Genomic DNA, 16,646 nt, shown 5'->3' with positions numbered 1-16,646 from the left:
TGTGCAATATTACTACTATTTTTCATGTACTCCAAATATTTTGACTTAGATTTCAATAATATTTCAATGATTCATTGCTTTCAAGCAGAAACTTGCTGAATAGTAGAATACTAAATGAATTATCCTGAAAACACTTATTTTATTTCCTGACACAACTCAATCAAAACGCCATTCGTACTTTTTGGATGCAAAAAGACAACTAACTTGTTATCAGCCCCTTTTTTAGGAATTTCATTTAATACAATAAAACCTTCTTTTTTTAAACGCGCAATTTCTAAAACTATATCTTCTACGTCAAAGGCAATGTGGTGTATGCCTTCTCCCTTTTTTTCAAGAAACTTAGCAATAGGACTTTCTGGATTTGTAGCCGCTAAGAGCTCAATTTTGTTCGGCCCATTCATAAAAAAAGAAGTTGTTACTCCTTCACTTTCCACCGCCTCGAATTTGTAGGCCGGAGCTCCAAAAAGCTTTTCAAAAACTTTATTAGAAACTTCTAAATTCTTAACTGCAATCCCAATGTGTTCTATTTTCCTCATTATTTATGTTTTGAGCGCAACGCTACTTTAGTTGAAAAACTCTACTACCACTGCGAATTATAACTACAATTATTTTTCAGTGTAAAATTAAACATTAAAAAGAAAAAACAAGGTCCCCACAAAAGGCAAGTTGAATTTATTACGCATAATAATTTTATAAAAAATAGCAATCACATGAATTATAATTGTTATTTTGTACATTCTAATTATGATTTGATATGTTGAAAAACAATTTAAAATACGCCTTCTTATTATTGCTTTTTATTGTAGCTGGTTGTGCCAAAAGAGGCTCTATCACCGGGGGATTAAAAGATACTATTGCGCCTGTTTTGAAAATGAGTTTCCCGGAAAACTTCAACACAAACTTCAAAGGAGATGAGATTAAGTTGGTATTTGACGAAAATATTAAAATAAAAAACCTGAACAAACAATTGATTATTTCGCCACCAATGAAGAACGATCCATTGGTTTTACCCACAACGGCAAGCAAAACGATCACCATAAAAATTAAAGATACACTACAACCCAACACCACGTACAGCTTTAATTTTGGACAAAGTATTGCTGATAATAATGAAGGGAATCCGTTAAATCAATTCAAATATGTGTTTTCTACCGGCGATTATATTGACTCTTTAAGCCTTGGTGGCACTCTGAAAAGTGCGTATGAAAAAGAAGTGGAATCATTCGTATCAGTTATGCTTTACGAAGTCAATGACAGTTTCAAGGACTCCGTTGTTTATACCGAAACCCCAAGATATGTAACCAATACATTGGACAGCTTGAAGACGTTTCGTTTAGAGAATTTAAAAGCAGGGAAATATCTTCTTGTAGCCATGAAAGACTACAACAGCAACAATAAATACAACCCAAAAACAGATAAAATTGGATTTAGCAAAGACTTTATTACGATTCCAAATGACACTATTTATGAGTTAGAATTATTTAAGGAAACACTTCCTTTCAAAACATTTAAGCCTAGTCAAGCCTCAGGAAACCGTTTGTTAGTAGGGTATGAGGGACTAATAAATTCTGCTGATGACAGGCCCAAAATAATTTTAAAAAACAACAACGATCTTCTGCCTACTGTCATTACTAAATTTCCAAAAAAAGATTCCCTTCAAATCTGGTACAAGCCCATTAAAGCTGATTCACTAAATTTGGCTGTAGCCAAAGGTCAATATGAATCGAAATTCAATTTTAAAATAAAAGATCAGAAAAAAGATACTTTAAACGTCATAGCCCTGCAAAACGGAACCTTAAAATTTAGAGAGCAATTTACATTAGAAAGTAATACTCCTTTAACCCGTTTCGAAAATTCGAAAATAAACCTAACCAATAACGCAAAAGATGCAGTGCCGTTTACCACTAAATACGACGAATTCAATCAAAAGCTTTTTTTTGATTTCATTAAAGAACCTTCCGAAAATTATACATTTGAAATTTTACCTGGAGCGTTAACTGATTTTTTCGAACAAACAAACGATACTTTAACGTATAAATTAAACACTCAAAGCACTGCTGATTATGGGAATCTGACCGTGCAGTTGCAAAAAGCAAAACAATTTCCCGTCATTGTTGAACTCACGAATGCAAAAGGGGACGTTTTAGCTACTGAATATACCGAGGAAAACACCACAATAAATTTTAATTTAATTGACCCCGAGCTGTACACGCTCCGAATTATTTATGATGCCAATAAAAACAAGGAATGGGATTCCGGTAATTATTTAGAAAAACGTCAAGCCGAGGAAGTGATTTACTTTTCCAAAGAAATTCCTGTTCGGGCAAATTGGGACGTCAACCAGGCATTTGATTTAAGTCTTCCCTACATTCCGGAACCTAAAAAGAAAACCAACAAGAAGAAATAAACGTTATCTGTTTTCTATTTCAAAAGAATCTCTGTCATTCAAAAAACCCAATTTTTGTCGGGTTTCCAGCATTTTTTCTGGGTCTAATTCTACTAAAAACAAACCTTCTGTTTCTATTGGTTCTTGAATGTAATTCCCCAGAAAATCGACTGCTTGTGAGTGACCTATGTATTCATAACCATTTGCGTCAATACCGATTCTATTGACACCAATAGCATAGCACATGTTTTCTATCGCTCGTGCTTTCAATAAAGCATCCCAAGCATTTGTTCTAATTTTTGGCCAGCTTGCAACATAAATCACCAAGTCATAATCCTCTGAATTTCTGGAAAATACAGGAAATCTCAAATCGTAACATATTTGAAGGCAAATTTTCCAATCTAAATAATTTACAATCGTTTTTTGGGTGCCACTAGTATATACTTTATCTTCGCCAGCTAAAGTAAACAAGTGTTTTTTATCATAGCACTGAATTGTTCCAGAAGGAAATACAAACACCATTCTGTTGTAAAAATTTCCGTTTTCCTTAATAACTAAACTTCCTGTTATAGCACTATTTGTAGCTTTTGCCAATGATTGTAACCATACAATGGTTTCGCCTTGCATTGTTTCTGCAACATCCTTTGGATTCATCGTAAAGCCCGTTGTGAACATTTCAGGAAGCACAATCAAATCTACCTTTTCAGTAAGAGCATTGATTTTTTCTTCGAAATAGTTTCGGTTGGCTTTTGGGTTTTCCCAAACTAAAGGAGCTTGAATTAGGATAATTTTCATTTTACTTTATTTTTTATAAAAATAAGAAATATCACAATACCATAAGTTCATTATATTAGCAAAAAAGAACTTTATGAAAAAGATATTTCTTGTATACTCTTTTCTGTTTTCTGTTTTTATTTTTGGACAGGAAAAATCGGGAGCGAAACAATTTTGGGAAAACCTACAAAAACAATGTGGGAAATCCTTTGAAGGAACAGTCACAGAGGGTGCAACCAATGATACTTTTCGGGATAAAAAACTGGTGATGCATGTCCGCAACTGCGATGAAAAAACGATTCGGATTCCGTTTTTTGTAGGAGACGACAAGTCAAGAACCTGGGTACTTGCTTATGAAAACGATCGCATCCAGTTGAAACACGACCACCGCCACGAAGATGGCTCGGAGGATAAGGTGACACAATATGGAGGGACAACCACTAATGCGGGGTCAGCAACGCTTCAGTTTTTTCCGGCAGATGAGGAAACCTGTGATTTGATTCCAAATGCTGCTGCAAATGTTTGGTGGATTACTCTTGACGAAACTTCTTTCACGTACAACCTAAGGCGCATCGGTTCTGACCGATTGTTTTCTGTGAAATTTGATTTGACAAAAACAGTAGGTACGCCTGCTGCACCTTGGGGATGGAAAGATTAGTGTATAATAGATTATTTTACATAAAAAAACGCATTCAACTTTGACATTGAATGCGTTTTAAATTATTATGCAATCCTTGTCCTTTGAGTTTGACCTTTAGGACTAAATGTTTATCCTTTCAAACTTGCTGATAAATATTCTCTATTCATTCTGGCAATATTTTCAAGAGAAATTCCTTTTGGACATTCTACTTCACAAGCTCCAGTATTGGTACAGTTCCCAAATCCTTCTGCATCCATTTGGCTCACCATATTCAATACACGGTCAGTAGCTTCAATTCTTCCTTGTGGCAACAACGCATATTGAGATACTTTTGCAGCGACAAAAAGCATCGCCGATGAGTTTTTACAACTCGCCACACAAGCTCCACAACCAATACAAGTAGCCGCATCAAAAGCATTATCCGCATCTTCCTTATTAATAGGGATCGTATTAGCATCAATAGTATTTCCTGAGGTGTTTACGGATATAAATCCTCCCGCATGTTGAATCCTGTCAAAAGAACTTCTATCGACCACTAAATCCCTTATTACAGGAAAAGCTTTAGCTCTAAACGGCTCAATAAAAATGGTGTCACCATCCTTGAACATTCTCATGTGCAATTGACAAGTGGTAACGCCACGGTCTGGTCCGTGCGCTTCCCCATTGATATACAAAGAACACATTCCGCAAATTCCTTCGCGACAATCGTGATCAAATGCAACTGGTTCATCCCCTTTCATGATCAATTCGTCATTCAAAATGTCAAGCATTTCAAGAAATGACATGTCTGGCTCAATATGATCTATAGGATACTCAACTATTTTACCTTCTGCAGCGGCATTTTTCTGACGCCATATTTTTAATGTAAGTTTCATATTTTTAGTTTGAAAGTCATAGAGTCGAAAGTCGAAAGTCGATTGACATGGAGTCACTTGACTTTAAGACGTTAGACATTAGACTAAATTATTTATAACTTCTTTGAACTAATTTCACGTTATCAAATACCAACGGCTCTTTGTGTAAAATTGCTTCACTTGGTTTCCCAGTGTATTCCCATGCTGCTACGTAAGCAAAATTCTCATCGTCACGTTGCGCTTCTCCTTCTTCAGTTTGGTATTCTTCACGGAAATGTCCTCCGCAAGATTCATTACGGTGTAATGCATCTTTAGCAAATAATTCCCCCAATTCAAGGAAATCGGCAACACGAGTTGCTTTCTCCAATTCTTGATTCAAACCATTCGCATCTCCGGGAACTTTTACTTCTTTGTAAAACTCTTCACGCAAAGCAGCAATTTCTACAATTGCTTCGTTTAATCCTTTTTCATTACGAGCCATTCCCACTTTGTCCCACATAATTTTCCCTAATTTCTTATGAAAATAGTCAACAGAATGTGTTCCTTTATTGTTCATGAATCTTTCGATTTGGTCTTTTACCGCTTTTTCAGCAGCAACAAATTCAGGTAAATCTGTAGATATGGCACCCATTTTAATGTCTGGAGCTAAATAATCTCCAATAGTATATGGCAATACGAAATACCCATCTGCTAAACCTTGCATCAAAGCCGATGCTCCAAGTCTGTTAGCTCCATGATCTGAGAAGTTCGATTCCCCAATGGAAAAACAACCCGGAATAGTAGTTTGCAAGTTATAATCAACCCAAGTACCTCCCATTGTATAATGTACCGCAGGGTAAATCATCATTGGAGCAGTATAAGGATCTTCATCTACAATTTTATAATACATTTGGAACAAGTTCCCGTATTTACTTTTTACAAGTTCAGTACCTAATTTAGTTACTAATTTAGTATCATTAGTATCCAATCCTTTCACATACGCTTGTTCATTTCCGTACCGTTGAATAGCTGCCGCAAAATCCAAATAAACTGCTTCACCTGTTTTGTTTACTCCAAAACCTGCATCACATCTTTCTTTGGCAGCACGGGAAGCTACATCACGAGGCACTAAGTTACCAAAGGCAGGATACCTTCTTTCTAAGAAATAATCTCTTTCATCTTCTGATAAATCGGTTGCTTTTTTCTTTCCTTCTCGAATCGCTTGCGCATCTTCTAATTTTGCAGGAACCCAAATACGTCCATCATTTCGCAATGATTCTGACATCAATGTCAATTTCGATTGGTGATCTCCAGAAACTGGAATACAAGTTGGGTGAATTTGTGTATAACACGGATTGGCGAAGAAAGCTCCTTTTTTGTGGATTTTCCATGCTGCAGTAGCATTCGATCCCATTGCATTAGTTGACAAGAAGAAAACGTTTCCGTAGCCTCCAGAAGCAATAACAACAGCATGAGCAGAGTGTCTTTCTATTTCACCGGTAACTAGGTTACGAGCGATAATTCCTCTTGCTTTTCCGTTTACGATTACTAAATCCAGCATTTCATGACGGTTGTGCATTTTTACTTTACCACGACCTATCTGGCGATTCATTGCTGAGTAAGCACCCAAAAGCAATTGTTGCCCTGTTTGTCCTTGTGCGTAAAAAGTACGAGAAACCAAAGTTCCGCCAAAAGAACGGTTATCTAATAACCCTCCATATTCACGAGCCAAAGGAACACCTTGTGCCACACATTGATCAATAATATTACCGGAAACTTCTGCCAAACGGTGTACGTTAGCCTCACGAGCACGATAATCTCCGCCTTTTACAGTGTCGTAAAACAATCTGTGAACTGAATCACCGTCTCCTTTATAATTTTTTGCAGCGTTGATTCCTCCTTGTGCAGCAATGGAGTGCGCACGACGGGGTGAATCTTGAAAACAAAATGCTTTTACGTTATATCCTAATTCTGCTAATGTTGCAGCAGCAGAACCTCCAGCAAGACCTGTACCCACTATAATTATATCTAAATTACGTTTGTTAGCAGGGTTTACTAAATTAATATGATCTTTATAATTTGTCCATTTGTCCGCAATTGGACCTGTAGGAATTTTTGAATCTAATGCCATTATAATTTAATATTAATGATTGAAATGATGAAATAATGCAATGAAAATGAAACCAAAAGGAACTACAATTGCAAAAGCATATCCTAATGTATGCAACGATTTTGAATATTTATTATTAAAACCTACAGATTGGAACGAAGAATTGAAACCGTGCCACAAGTGTAACGATAACAAAAGAAACGAAACGCAATAAATTGCCGTACGAATACCACTTTCAAATTTATGCGTCAACTCAGCGAAATATCTGGTTTCGTCAAGCGGATTAACCGCTACATATTTATACACCATTTCAGGAACCCAGAAATCGTAAAAATGTAGCAGAATAAAAGCTAGAACAACCGCCCCCGAAATAATCATATTTCTGGAAGCCCAAGAGGAATTAGCCGCGCCGTTGTTCTTAGCGTAAGAAATTGGTCTGGCACTGTTATTTTTGATTTCCAAAACGATACCCATTACAAAGTGAAATACAACACCTAAAATAAGAATGGGTTGGATTACAAACTGAACCAACGGATTATTTCCCATAAAATGCGAAATGGAGTTGAAAGTGTCAGGACTAAAAACGGAGGTGCTGTTTATAAAAAAATGTTGTGCTAAAAATAAAATTAAGAAAAGTCCAGAAAGCGCCATAGCGACTTTTTTTGCTATCGATGACTTTAATAATGCGGATTTTGCCATAGGAATTTGAATGAATTAATTTAAGAATCACACAAAAATAGAGCAATTAGTAGTGAACTACAACCTTTTCGTTATAATTTATAATCATTTTAAAGTGCTAAAGCCCCGAAGTTAATAATTTACTAAATACCGGCACTTAATATATTGTAAATCTGTCATTTAGCACAACAAAAATAATATATTTTAAAATTTAACGATTGCAAATGAAAACAATAATCCTTAAAATATTCACATTAAACGTATCATATCAATAATTTTGGCATGGTTTATTTTTCAAATTCTTAAAAAGTCACTAAATACAATTTTAACAACTTTAAAAAAATTGTCGTCAAACTCCTAAATTTACTTTTATAAGCAAAAAAACTAAACTAACATCATCTCTTTTGATGTTCTAAAAATACACGGGCCTAAAAATATGGACTGCACTAATGAAATGGCGAAATCTGTTTCTAAGTATATTCTACTCCTTAAAATGAATCCTGAAATTTCATTTTAACTTCTATAAAAAACACAACAATATAGACATTAATACCATTGTCAAATCGAGCCTAGTCGTGTTATAAAATGGGTTATTGTGCTAACACTTTATATATTTCATTAAGTATTGCAGGATCTTACTACTGTGTAACATAAAATAAAGGCTGTCTTCGTAATGGAGACAGCCTTTATTTCAACAAAGACTTAGTCTATACAAAATACTAAGCCTCATTTATTTTCCATAGTACTTAATTACAATTCCCACCACAGTCTTGCGCGTTTTGATAATCTTCCGGAGTTATGGTGTAAACTTCGGTGCGTTCATCTCTAAACATTGGATTAAAAATGTTTCTAGCTTGATTAAAACATTGATTTGTTGCAGTACATTCTTGATAAATTACCTTTTTCGTGTTGTTAAAAGTAATCTCAATATGTGTTAAATTATTTTGAACCAAAGAACCCGAGAAAGGTATGTATTGCATTAAAAATTCGGCCCGTAGGATGGAGTATCCGTGAAAGTTTTGTTGAATTTATCAGCGTTATTTAGAATTATTTTATTGGATATATTTTTCACACCATTATAATAAGGAATGATTTCTATCTCAACACTTGAATTATTTATAATAGTATAATTATGGTTTCTATCTCCTCCTTGTTCTGTACAGCTACTAAAAAGCAGTATGAGCAATAAAAATAGTATATTCTTCATATTTTTAGTCTTGCCAATTATTAAATAATTCTTCTGCAAAAATCTCAGTTGGATTATCGTATTTGTTTTTGATATTATCGCGCCATTCCCATCACGATCTTGCTCCCACTGGTGCTTGCTCTAATTGCGGTAACGTATAGCCACTCACTCGATCTATAGGTTTGTTATTAGATAATGCTCTACTGATAATTATTTACAGAATAAGGATTTTCTATTTTTTTTCATGTTTAATGTACTCGTTACGATCAATAGATTTAGCAGAATCCGCGGAGATTTCAGAATCGTCAGCACAAGATCCAAAAAGCAGTATAGAAATTGTTAGAAGAACAAAATTAAATGGCATTACTTTTTTTATCAAGTTAATATACTTAAGGTTAATTCTTACGAAGATAAAAATTATTTAAATACAAACTAACCGTAACCGCTTTATTTACAATTAAATAACAAGAGTTTTAAAGTCAATTGAATTTCGCCATATATTTTTGAACAATCGCTTCCGTATTCTCGTTTCGCATTTTTTGCTCTAACTGAATTGGTGGAGAAGCACGTTCCAAACAATTTTTTACCGCACAGGTCTCACAGGTAACCCCAACAATTTGTTTTTTAACGGAGTCGTTTTCCATAAACTTAAATTTTTTCTTCACGGCCGGAGTAATTAAAATCCCTACTGAAATACTGCGGATACAATCTACCTTGAACGGATCCGGTGTTGCGGATGAAAAAACAAGATATTCATTTTTACTGTTTTCATAACTGGAGATTTGTGCGTCAAAAAAGTGGTTTTTATTTTGCTTCAAAGACTCCTCAATTGTGCGTATCGAAACCCATCTTCGGCAGTAATGCTCATTCATTTCATTCGCATGCGGCTCCTGCTGATTGGTGATGTGTAATTCTTTCTTTATCTGATAGGTGTCCGTTCCTTTTTGATGGGACAATCGCAGGAAAAAAAGATTTTTTAACTGAAAATCTTTTGGCAAAATATTAGTCAATCTTTGGTAGAATGATTCCGGAGAAACATTAAACCCGCTCATCAAAGCAATCATTTCCTGAGGTTTCGGATCTGTTTTGGACAAAAATAAATTCAGTTCGTCTATCAGTTTCTGTCGTGGAATAAGCAATGCTCCCGCAAAGTATGAAGCATAAAAATTATTCAGAACTTGGTCGAAATTATCAAATTTAATCCAACTGAACGTATACAGTCTATCGGTGATTGCGAGATAATTATACGCAATTTCTTTGGCCAAAATAAATGCTTTTTGAGGTTCGTCAATATCTAATGAAAGTAACAAAGTCTTGCTTTTTGGCACAAAAATCGATCTCAAATCCCCCAATTGTTCTTGTTCCGAAAAAACAAGTTCTTTTATCGTATATCCGTATTCCTCCATTAATATTGCTGTGAGTTCTTCAATCGAAATTTTAGTGTCAATATTTACGTAAAACGCTTTGGAAAACTGCAAAACCTTCAGCTCTAAATCTTCAAAATAATTGGTGTGCGCTTCCTGATACGAACGCAATGAAGCCAAGAAGAAACTCTCTCTGGTTAAATTATAATGTTGCGCAATCTCAATAATCGTACTGATAAACGCATTGACTTTTGCAGGAGCGTTAGCAATAATGTCGATAAGATCATTTTCCTGAATCCCAAAAATATCCAACGGGATCTCTTTCAGAATGCCAGATTTTAGGATTTCTCCAATGGGGGCCAGATTATTATCCAGTTTCAAGGAAACCATATTGTCATAGGAAATATCGAGTTTTTCGGCTAACAGAATAATTTTATCCGTTTTAGGATACTTTTTCCCTTTTTCAATTTCGTTCAAGTACGATTTTGAAAGGTCCGTGATTTTTGCCAAACCAAATAAAGACAGTTTTTTATTGGTACGAGCCTGCTTGAGTTTAAGTCCAAAAATTAACTTGATATAATCCTTTTCTATATTCATATTTCAAAGATAATGTAAAAAATATTTACGCCAAAAAAAATATTTTTAATTTTTAGCGTACGTTCGCTTGTTTTGTAAAAAACTTTTTGTAGTATTGCAGTGTTGAATAATTAATAATTATCAGCAAAAGTTTAATAGTATCAATTTAAATGTGTTAAAAAATGAATTTTAAAGAAGTATATTCGAAAAATTTGTTAAATTTTTCAGAAGAAACCACCGATCAGTACCCGGAAATCTTAACTGATGAAGCCATGACTTTTTTGTCTTTACTTCATGAAAATTTCAACAAAAAAAGACTCGACCTTTTAGAAGAACGAAAAAAACAACAGGATTTATTTGATCAGGGGGTCTTACCCACTTTTCCTGCTGAAACAAAAAGCATCCGAGAAAGCAATTGGAAAGCGGCGCAAACACCCAAGGATTTATTAGACCGAAGAGTCGAAATAACAGGGCCGGTCGACAGAAAAATGGTGATCAATGCCTTGAATTCCGGAGCAAAAACCTTCATGGCTGATTTTGAAGATAGTACTTCGCCTACGTGGAGCAACCTAATGTCAGGACAGCAAAACCTGAAAGACGCGGTGAATAAAACCATCACTCTTGAAGACACTATAAAAAATAAAAAATACAGTCTGAACGACAAAACTGCTGTTCTGCTTGTCAGACCACGAGGATTACATTTGGCGGAAAAAAATATTTTGATTGATGGAGAACAAACTTCGGGATCGCTAATTGACTTTGGTTTGTATGCTTTCCATAATTACAAACAACTTATTGAGGATGGAACGGCGCCCTATTTTTACATTCCAAAACTGGAACATTATCTGGAAGCGCGATGGTGGAATGAGGTTTTCGAATTCACGCAGGAATATTTGGGTGTAAATAACGGAACATTCAAAGCTACAGTTTTGATAGAGACCATTACGGCCAGTTTTCAATTGGATGAAATCATTTTTGAACTGAAAGAGCATATTGTAGGCCTTAATTGCGGTCGATGGGATTACATTTTTTCATACATCAAAAAACTAAGAAAAAATCCAGCTTTTCTTGTTCCAAATAGAGATCAGGTGACTATGACTGCCCCATTCATGAGTGCGTATTCCCAATTGGTTATACAAAGATGCCATAAACGAAATATTCACGCAATAGGCGGAATGGCGGCACAAATTCCAATAAAAAACAACGAAGAAGCCAATAAAATTGCTTTCGATAAAGTAATTGCGGACAAAGAACGGGAAGTAAAAAATGGTCATGACGGCACTTGGGTTGCACATCCAGATTTGGTTCCGCTTGCCATGACGGTATTCGACAAATACATGCCAAACCAAAACCAAATTCAGGTAAAAAGAGAAGACGTATACGTTACCGAAAGTGATTTACTGGAAACGCCAAAAGGAACCATTACCGAGCAAGGTGTTCGAAAAAACATCAGTATTTCGATTTTATATATTGCTTCATGGCTCAACGGACAAGGCGCCGCGGCCTTGCACAATTTAATGGAAGATGCCGCTACTGCTGAGATTTCAAGATCACAATTGTGGCAATGGCTGCAAAACAAAGTGGTTTTAGATAATCAAAAAGTCCTGACTGAAAAATACTATCACCGACTGGCTATGGAAGAATTTGAAAAAATAAGAAAGCTCGTTGGAGATGAGAATCACGAAAAACAAAAATACAGATTGGCAGAACAATTATTAGATATTCTGGTCGTGAACGACAATTTTATCGAGTTTTTGACTATTCCAGGATACAAATACATTTAAAATTTCAATAAAATCAATTTCAATAAAAAATTATTAAACACCATTAAACCTTTATAAACACTATGAAAACTACAGAAACAAGAATTCAAGAATTAGTTACCGACTGGATTACAAACCCAAGATGGAATGGCATTGAGCGACCATATACTGCTGAAGAAGTGGTGAAATTGCAAGGTTCGTATCAAATAGAACATAGCGTAGCCAGAATTGGAGCGAATACTTTATGGAATAAACTAAATGCTCAGGATTTTGTAGCCGGACTTGGCGCGCTTACCGGAAACCAAGCCATTCAAGAAGTAGAAGCAGGATTAGACGCCATTTATTTGAGCGGATGGCAAGTTGCTGCTGATGCAAACGTAGCCGGCGAAATGTATCCTGACCAATCTTTATATCCTGCTAACAGTGTTCCATTGGTTGTAAAACGTATCAATAACGCTTTATTGAGAGCAGATCAAATACAAGTGGTTAACGGGACTGCAGACAAAAAAGAATATTTAGTTCCTATTGTGGCTGACGCCGAAGCCGGTTTTGGTGGAAACCTAAATGCTTTTGAATTAATGAAAGCGATGATTGAAGCGGGAGCAGCCGGAGTTCACTTTGAAGATCAATTGAGTTCTGCTAAAAAATGCGGTCACTTAGGTGGAAAAGTATTGGTTCCTACGCAAGAAGCCATCAACAAATTGATTGCGGCTCGTTTAGCAGCTGACGTAATGGGAACGCCAACAATTGTTGTGGCACGCACCGATGCGGATGCAGCCAACTTATTGACTAGCGATATTGACCCAAGAGACGCTAAATTCATCACAGGAGAAAAAACAGGAGAAGGCTTTTTCTATGTAAATTGTGGTGTGGAGCAAGGAATTGACAGAGGATTGAGCTATGCGCCTTACGCTGATTTAATTTGGATGGAAACTAGCAATCCGGATCTGGATTACGCTAGACAATTTGCTGAAGGAATTCACGCAAAATTCCCAGGAAAAATGTTGGCTTACAATTGTTCGCCTTCTTTTAACTGGGCTGCAAAATTATCCGTTGCTGAAATGGAAACATTCCGCGAAGATCTTGCTGCAATGGGATACAAATTCCAGTTCATCACTTTAGCCGGATTCCACGCATTAAACACTAGTATGTTCGAATTGTCTAAAGCCTACAAAGAAAGAGGAATGGCAGGATATTCTGAATTGCAGGAAAGAGAGTTTGCTTTGCAAAAACACGGTTTCAAAGCGGTAAAACACCAAGGTTTCGTAGGAACATCTTATTTTGATGCGGTACAAAATACTGTAACAATTGGGAAATCTTCTACAACCGCAATGAAAGATTCTACAGAAGCGGCACAGTTTTAAACAGAACAACAACTATAAAAAAAACACGATTTCAGATGGAATCGTGTTTTTTGTTTTTAAAATAAAAGGACTGTTTATTTTGATTCGATAATTTCAAGATCAGTAACCACTTTCTCTTTTCCTTTTTGAATGCTTATTTTATTCACCGAAATTGGAAGGTAATAGTTGCCGTTTTTGGCTGGTTCCAATTTTAATTTTTTGTCTTTATTTTTCCAATTATCAGCAATTGCTTTGGTTATGGAAAGATCATATACGTGTTTGTTCAATCCTTTTACAGCTTTTACTTTCTGAGAATAAACCACTTCTTTCAAGCTGTTCTCAATTTGCAAAAGCACTTCTGCATCTCCATTCGAATAAAACCAAATCTCTGCTTTTGGCTCTGAAGCCTTAGCCCAAGAACTCCAGCTGTTTCCCCATTCTTTTGTTTTTTTTATCTTTTTAAGTTCGAAAACATGAAGATTTTCCGCTACAACTTTATCATTCAGTTGTTGCACTTGATCCAAATTGACTTTATACACCGAACGACCGTGAGTTCCTACCACTAAATCTTTTGCTTTCTTTTGAATCACTAAATCGTGAACGGCCACGTTTGGAATTCCATTAGAAAAATCATCCCAAGATGTTCCTTTATTTAATGAAACATACAAACCGTTATCCGTTCCCAGATATATAACATTCTCGTTTACATTATCCTCCACAATTACATTCACTGGACTTGCAGGTAAATTATTGGCGATATTTTTCCACGTTTGACCAAAATCATCTGACATATAAACATAACTGGTAAAATCATCATTTCGATACCCGTTCAAAGTCGCATACACTCTTTCTTTCTTATGTGCCGAAGCCACGACTCTGGAAACCCATTTATTTTGCGGTAAATTTCCCGAAATTTTGTTCCAAGTTGCACCGCCGTCTTTTGAAACATGAATCAATCCATCATCACTTCCTGTGTATAGTAACCCAAACTGCAAGGTACTTTCACTGATAACAGCAATTGTTCCAAAAGCAACATTTCCTTCTTTTGCTCCTTGCGTTAAATCCGGCGAAATAGCCGTCCAAGCTTCCCCTTGATTCATCGAACGATGCAAGAAATTAGATCCCATGTATAAAATATCCTGATTGTGTGAAGACAATAAAATAGGCGTTTGCCAATTGAATCGAAAGGGCTTTTCGTCCTTTTTTGGCTTTGGCGAAATATACTCCCGCTTGTTAGTGGCGCGATCAATTCTGTAATAATTTCCAAATTGAAACCCTGTAAAAACAATATTGGGATTCCTTTTGTCAATTTGAGTCTGCATTCCATCTCCACCCATCAAATTTTCGTAAGGATATTTTCCGGTTTGGTACCATTCTGAGGAATATTTATAATCACTTGGCCCAACCCAAACCCCATTATCCTGCATCCCGCCATAAATGTTATACGGTTCTTGCTCATCCACATTTACTGAATAAAACTGACTCACTGAATGCGAATTACTTTTCACCCAGTGCGCTCCATCATCATACGAAATATTCAAACCTCCATCATTTCCATTGATTAAATGACCTGATTTATTTGGGTTCACCCAAACAACATGATGATCCGAGTGAACATTTTCCTCGCTTATGGAGGTGAATGTTTTTCCGCCATCATTTGATTTTATAATGGGCACACCCGATAAATAAATTTTATTGACATCGTTAGGATCAACTGAAATAACACTGAAATAATACCCGTACGAATAAAAGAAATCATCGATAAAATCTTGATGGGTCTTCGTCCAGTTTTTCCCGCCGTTACTTGATTTGTATACTTCGGCTCCAATTACTTCTGTTTCCGCTAAACTATTGATCGCATCCAAAACCACTTTTGCTGCTTCGTTAGGTTGCAAATACCCGTTTTGAACCCAGTGTTTGATATTTTCGGCTCTGTATTTTTCGGTTAAACCGTAATTCTTTAAAATAGAATTCAGACTTTTATTAGGTAATTTTAAGAATTCGTCCCCCGGCATAGAAAACGCAACCGGTAACGAATTACTTTTTTTGGATTGTAACGGTCTTTTGAATTGGTTGTCCAAAATGGCATACACATTTTCATCGTCATATACCGCTAAACCAATCCTTCCAACGCCTTCTCCAACCGGAAATCCGCTTTCAGCATTCGTGAAAAGTTTCCATGTGAATCCCGCATCTTCACTTTTATAAATTCCCGAAGTAGCACCGCTTCCTATAAAATCCCACGATTTTCTATCTTTACTCCAAGAAGCCGCATATTGAACTTTGAAATTTTTTGGTGAAACGGCCACATCTATAATTCCCGTTTCATCATTGATATAAAGGGTTTTACTCCACGTTTTCCCACCATTAGTCGTTTTGTAAATTCCTCTTTCTTCATTTTTTGAGTACAAATGACCCACGGCACCCACAACAACTTCATCTGGATTTGATGGATTTATCAAAATTCTGCTGATGTGATGGCTGTCGTGCAATCCCATATTTTGCCAAGTCTTTCCTTTGTCTTCGGATTTTAAAATTCCAATTCCGGCGTAAGACGATCGCGACGAATTGACTTCGCCAGTTCCTACCCAAATCGTGCCTTGTTTCCAGTCTATCGCAATATCACCCACATTTTGTGTAGGCGCCGCATCCATAATAGGCAAAAAACTCATTCCGTTATTATTCGTGTACCAAAGTCCGCCTGAGGCATAGCCCACATAAAACTCGGTTGGATTTTCGGGGTTTACATCCACATCTACCACTCTTCCGCTCATCACCGTTGGACCCACATTTTCGAAAGCAACATTTTGAAAAAGCGATTGTTTCTCCATTGTTTTTTTGGCTTCCAAGGCTTGCTGAATCGCTTCGGCAGAAACTTGTCCCCAGGAGACACTATGTGCAATAAGAGCCGAAAAGAGTACTATTTTTTTCATGTAAATTGATTTGAGTTGGAAAATTAATCATAAAAATAGTTATCTGAAAATTTTATCGTG

Annotated in this window: 13 protein-coding genes; 4 read left to right on the top strand and 9 right to left on the bottom strand. The window is 36.1% G+C overall.

All coding sequences use genetic code 11. From position 1 onward, the window contains the following. Positions 1-134: 134 nt before the first annotated feature. The gene (gene mce / locus EKL99_RS11275; RefSeq protein ID WP_126458077.1) at positions 135-536 is read right to left on the bottom strand and encodes a methylmalonyl-CoA epimerase; all 402 of its coding nucleotides are present in this window, start codon (positions 534-536) and stop codon (positions 135-137) included. 218 nt (positions 537-754) lie between these two features. Between mce and EKL99_RS11270 the strand changes: the two genes are divergently transcribed. After that, positions 755-2,407, top strand: coding sequence for an Ig-like domain-containing protein (locus EKL99_RS11270; protein WP_126561288.1), 1,653 nt, complete (start codon positions 755-757; stop codon positions 2,405-2,407). 3 nt (positions 2,408-2,410) lie between these two features. Here the strand turns inward: EKL99_RS11270 and EKL99_RS11265 are convergent, their stop codons facing one another. Beyond that, entirely contained in the window at positions 2,411-3,181 is a 771-nt protein-coding gene (locus EKL99_RS11265; protein ID WP_126569147.1) for an amidohydrolase, read from the bottom strand. Between the two features lie 73 nt (positions 3,182-3,254). On the opposite strand from EKL99_RS11265, the gene EKL99_RS11260 reads away from it, so the two are divergent. After that, the gene (locus tag EKL99_RS11260; protein ID WP_126576973.1) at positions 3,255-3,818 is read left to right on the top strand and encodes a hypothetical protein; all 564 of its coding nucleotides are present in this window, start codon (positions 3,255-3,257) and stop codon (positions 3,816-3,818) included. Between the two features lie 110 nt (positions 3,819-3,928). Here EKL99_RS11260 and EKL99_RS11255 read toward each other — a convergent pair whose 3' ends face one another. The 6 genes from EKL99_RS11255 to EKL99_RS11230 all read right to left on the bottom strand — a co-directional run bounded on the left by EKL99_RS11255 (position 3,929) and on the right by EKL99_RS11230 (position 10,568). Further along, on the bottom strand, positions 3,929-4,675 hold the full coding sequence (locus tag EKL99_RS11255; protein WP_126458090.1) for a succinate dehydrogenase/fumarate reductase iron-sulfur subunit: 747 nt from the start codon (positions 4,673-4,675) through the stop codon (positions 3,929-3,931). 88 nt (positions 4,676-4,763) lie between these two features. Then, complete coding sequence (locus EKL99_RS11250) at positions 4,764-6,764, bottom strand: fumarate reductase/succinate dehydrogenase flavoprotein subunit (RefSeq protein ID WP_126458093.1); 2,001 nt, start codon at positions 6,762-6,764, stop codon at positions 4,764-4,766. 12 nt (positions 6,765-6,776) lie between these two features. After that, the gene (locus EKL99_RS11245) at positions 6,777-7,442 is read right to left on the bottom strand and encodes a succinate dehydrogenase cytochrome b subunit (protein ID WP_126576972.1); all 666 of its coding nucleotides are present in this window, start codon (positions 7,440-7,442) and stop codon (positions 6,777-6,779) included. A gap of 725 nt (positions 7,443-8,167) precedes the next feature. After that, the gene (locus EKL99_RS11240) at positions 8,168-8,401 is read right to left on the bottom strand and encodes a hypothetical protein (protein WP_126576971.1); all 234 of its coding nucleotides are present in this window, start codon (positions 8,399-8,401) and stop codon (positions 8,168-8,170) included. Continuing rightward, positions 8,401-8,628 carry a hypothetical protein gene (locus EKL99_RS11235; protein ID WP_126576970.1) on the bottom strand — a complete coding sequence of 76 codons (228 nt, stop codon included), beginning with the start codon at positions 8,626-8,628 and terminating at the stop codon, positions 8,401-8,403. The genes EKL99_RS11240 and EKL99_RS11235 overlap by 1 nt, the downstream gene beginning before the upstream one ends. A gap of 458 nt (positions 8,629-9,086) precedes the next feature. Beyond that, positions 9,087-10,568 carry a helix-turn-helix domain-containing protein gene (locus EKL99_RS11230; RefSeq protein WP_126576969.1) on the bottom strand — a complete coding sequence of 494 codons (1,482 nt, stop codon included), beginning with the start codon at positions 10,566-10,568 and terminating at the stop codon, positions 9,087-9,089. A 161-nt stretch (positions 10,569-10,729) separates the two neighbouring features. Here EKL99_RS11230 and aceB point away from each other — a divergent pair, with 161 nt between their 5' ends. Next, a complete protein-coding gene (gene aceB / locus EKL99_RS11225; RefSeq protein WP_126576968.1) occupies positions 10,730-12,331 on the top strand; it encodes a malate synthase A in 1,602 nt (533 codons plus the stop codon). 62 nt (positions 12,332-12,393) lie between these two features. Then, entirely contained in the window at positions 12,394-13,674 is a 1,281-nt protein-coding gene (gene aceA, locus EKL99_RS11220) for an isocitrate lyase (RefSeq protein ID WP_126458105.1), read from the top strand. Positions 13,675-13,748: 74 nt separating this feature from the next. On the opposite strand, the gene EKL99_RS11215 is transcribed toward aceA, so the two are convergent. After that, positions 13,749-16,586 carry a sialidase family protein gene (locus EKL99_RS11215; protein WP_126576967.1) on the bottom strand — a complete coding sequence of 946 codons (2,838 nt, stop codon included), beginning with the start codon at positions 16,584-16,586 and terminating at the stop codon, positions 13,749-13,751. Positions 16,587-16,646: the final 60 nt, after the last annotated feature.

Source organism: Flavobacterium sp. ZB4P23, from assembly GCF_003970375.1.
Taxonomy (GTDB): domain Bacteria; phylum Bacteroidota; class Bacteroidia; order Flavobacteriales; family Flavobacteriaceae; genus Flavobacterium.
The sequence above is the reverse complement of the archived record's forward strand: the minus strand, read 5'-3'. Positions and strand labels throughout refer to the sequence as shown.

Excerpts from the sequence above, each read along its gene's own strand:
- mce (WP_126458077.1), bottom strand. The coding sequence starts at position 536 with ATGAGGAAAATAGAACACATTGGGATTGCAGTTAAGAATTTAGAAGTT.
- EKL99_RS11270 (WP_126561288.1), top strand. The coding sequence starts at position 755 with ATGTTGAAAAACAATTTAAAATACGCCTTCTTATTATTGCTTTTTATT.
- EKL99_RS11265 (WP_126569147.1), bottom strand. The coding sequence starts at position 3,181 with ATGAAAATTATCCTAATTCAAGCTCCTTTAGTTTGGGAAAACCCAAAA.
- EKL99_RS11260 (WP_126576973.1), top strand. The coding sequence starts at position 3,255 with ATGAAAAAGATATTTCTTGTATACTCTTTTCTGTTTTCTGTTTTTATT.
- EKL99_RS11255 (WP_126458090.1), bottom strand. The coding sequence starts at position 4,675 with ATGAAACTTACATTAAAAATATGGCGTCAGAAAAATGCCGCTGCAGAA.
- EKL99_RS11250 (WP_126458093.1), bottom strand. The coding sequence starts at position 6,764 with ATGGCATTAGATTCAAAAATTCCTACAGGTCCAATTGCGGACAAATGG.
- EKL99_RS11245 (WP_126576972.1), bottom strand. The coding sequence starts at position 7,442 with ATGGCAAAATCCGCATTATTAAAGTCATCGATAGCAAAAAAAGTCGCT.
- EKL99_RS11240 (WP_126576971.1), bottom strand. The coding sequence starts at position 8,401 with ATGCAATACATACCTTTCTCGGGTTCTTTGGTTCAAAATAATTTAACA.
- EKL99_RS11235 (WP_126576970.1), bottom strand. The coding sequence starts at position 8,628 with ATGAAGAATATACTATTTTTATTGCTCATACTGCTTTTTAGTAGCTGT.
- EKL99_RS11230 (WP_126576969.1), bottom strand. The coding sequence starts at position 10,568 with ATGAATATAGAAAAGGATTATATCAAGTTAATTTTTGGACTTAAACTC.
- aceB (WP_126576968.1), top strand. The coding sequence starts at position 10,730 with ATGAATTTTAAAGAAGTATATTCGAAAAATTTGTTAAATTTTTCAGAA.
- aceA (WP_126458105.1), top strand. The coding sequence starts at position 12,394 with ATGAAAACTACAGAAACAAGAATTCAAGAATTAGTTACCGACTGGATT.
- EKL99_RS11215 (WP_126576967.1), bottom strand. The coding sequence starts at position 16,586 with ATGAAAAAAATAGTACTCTTTTCGGCTCTTATTGCACATAGTGTCTCC.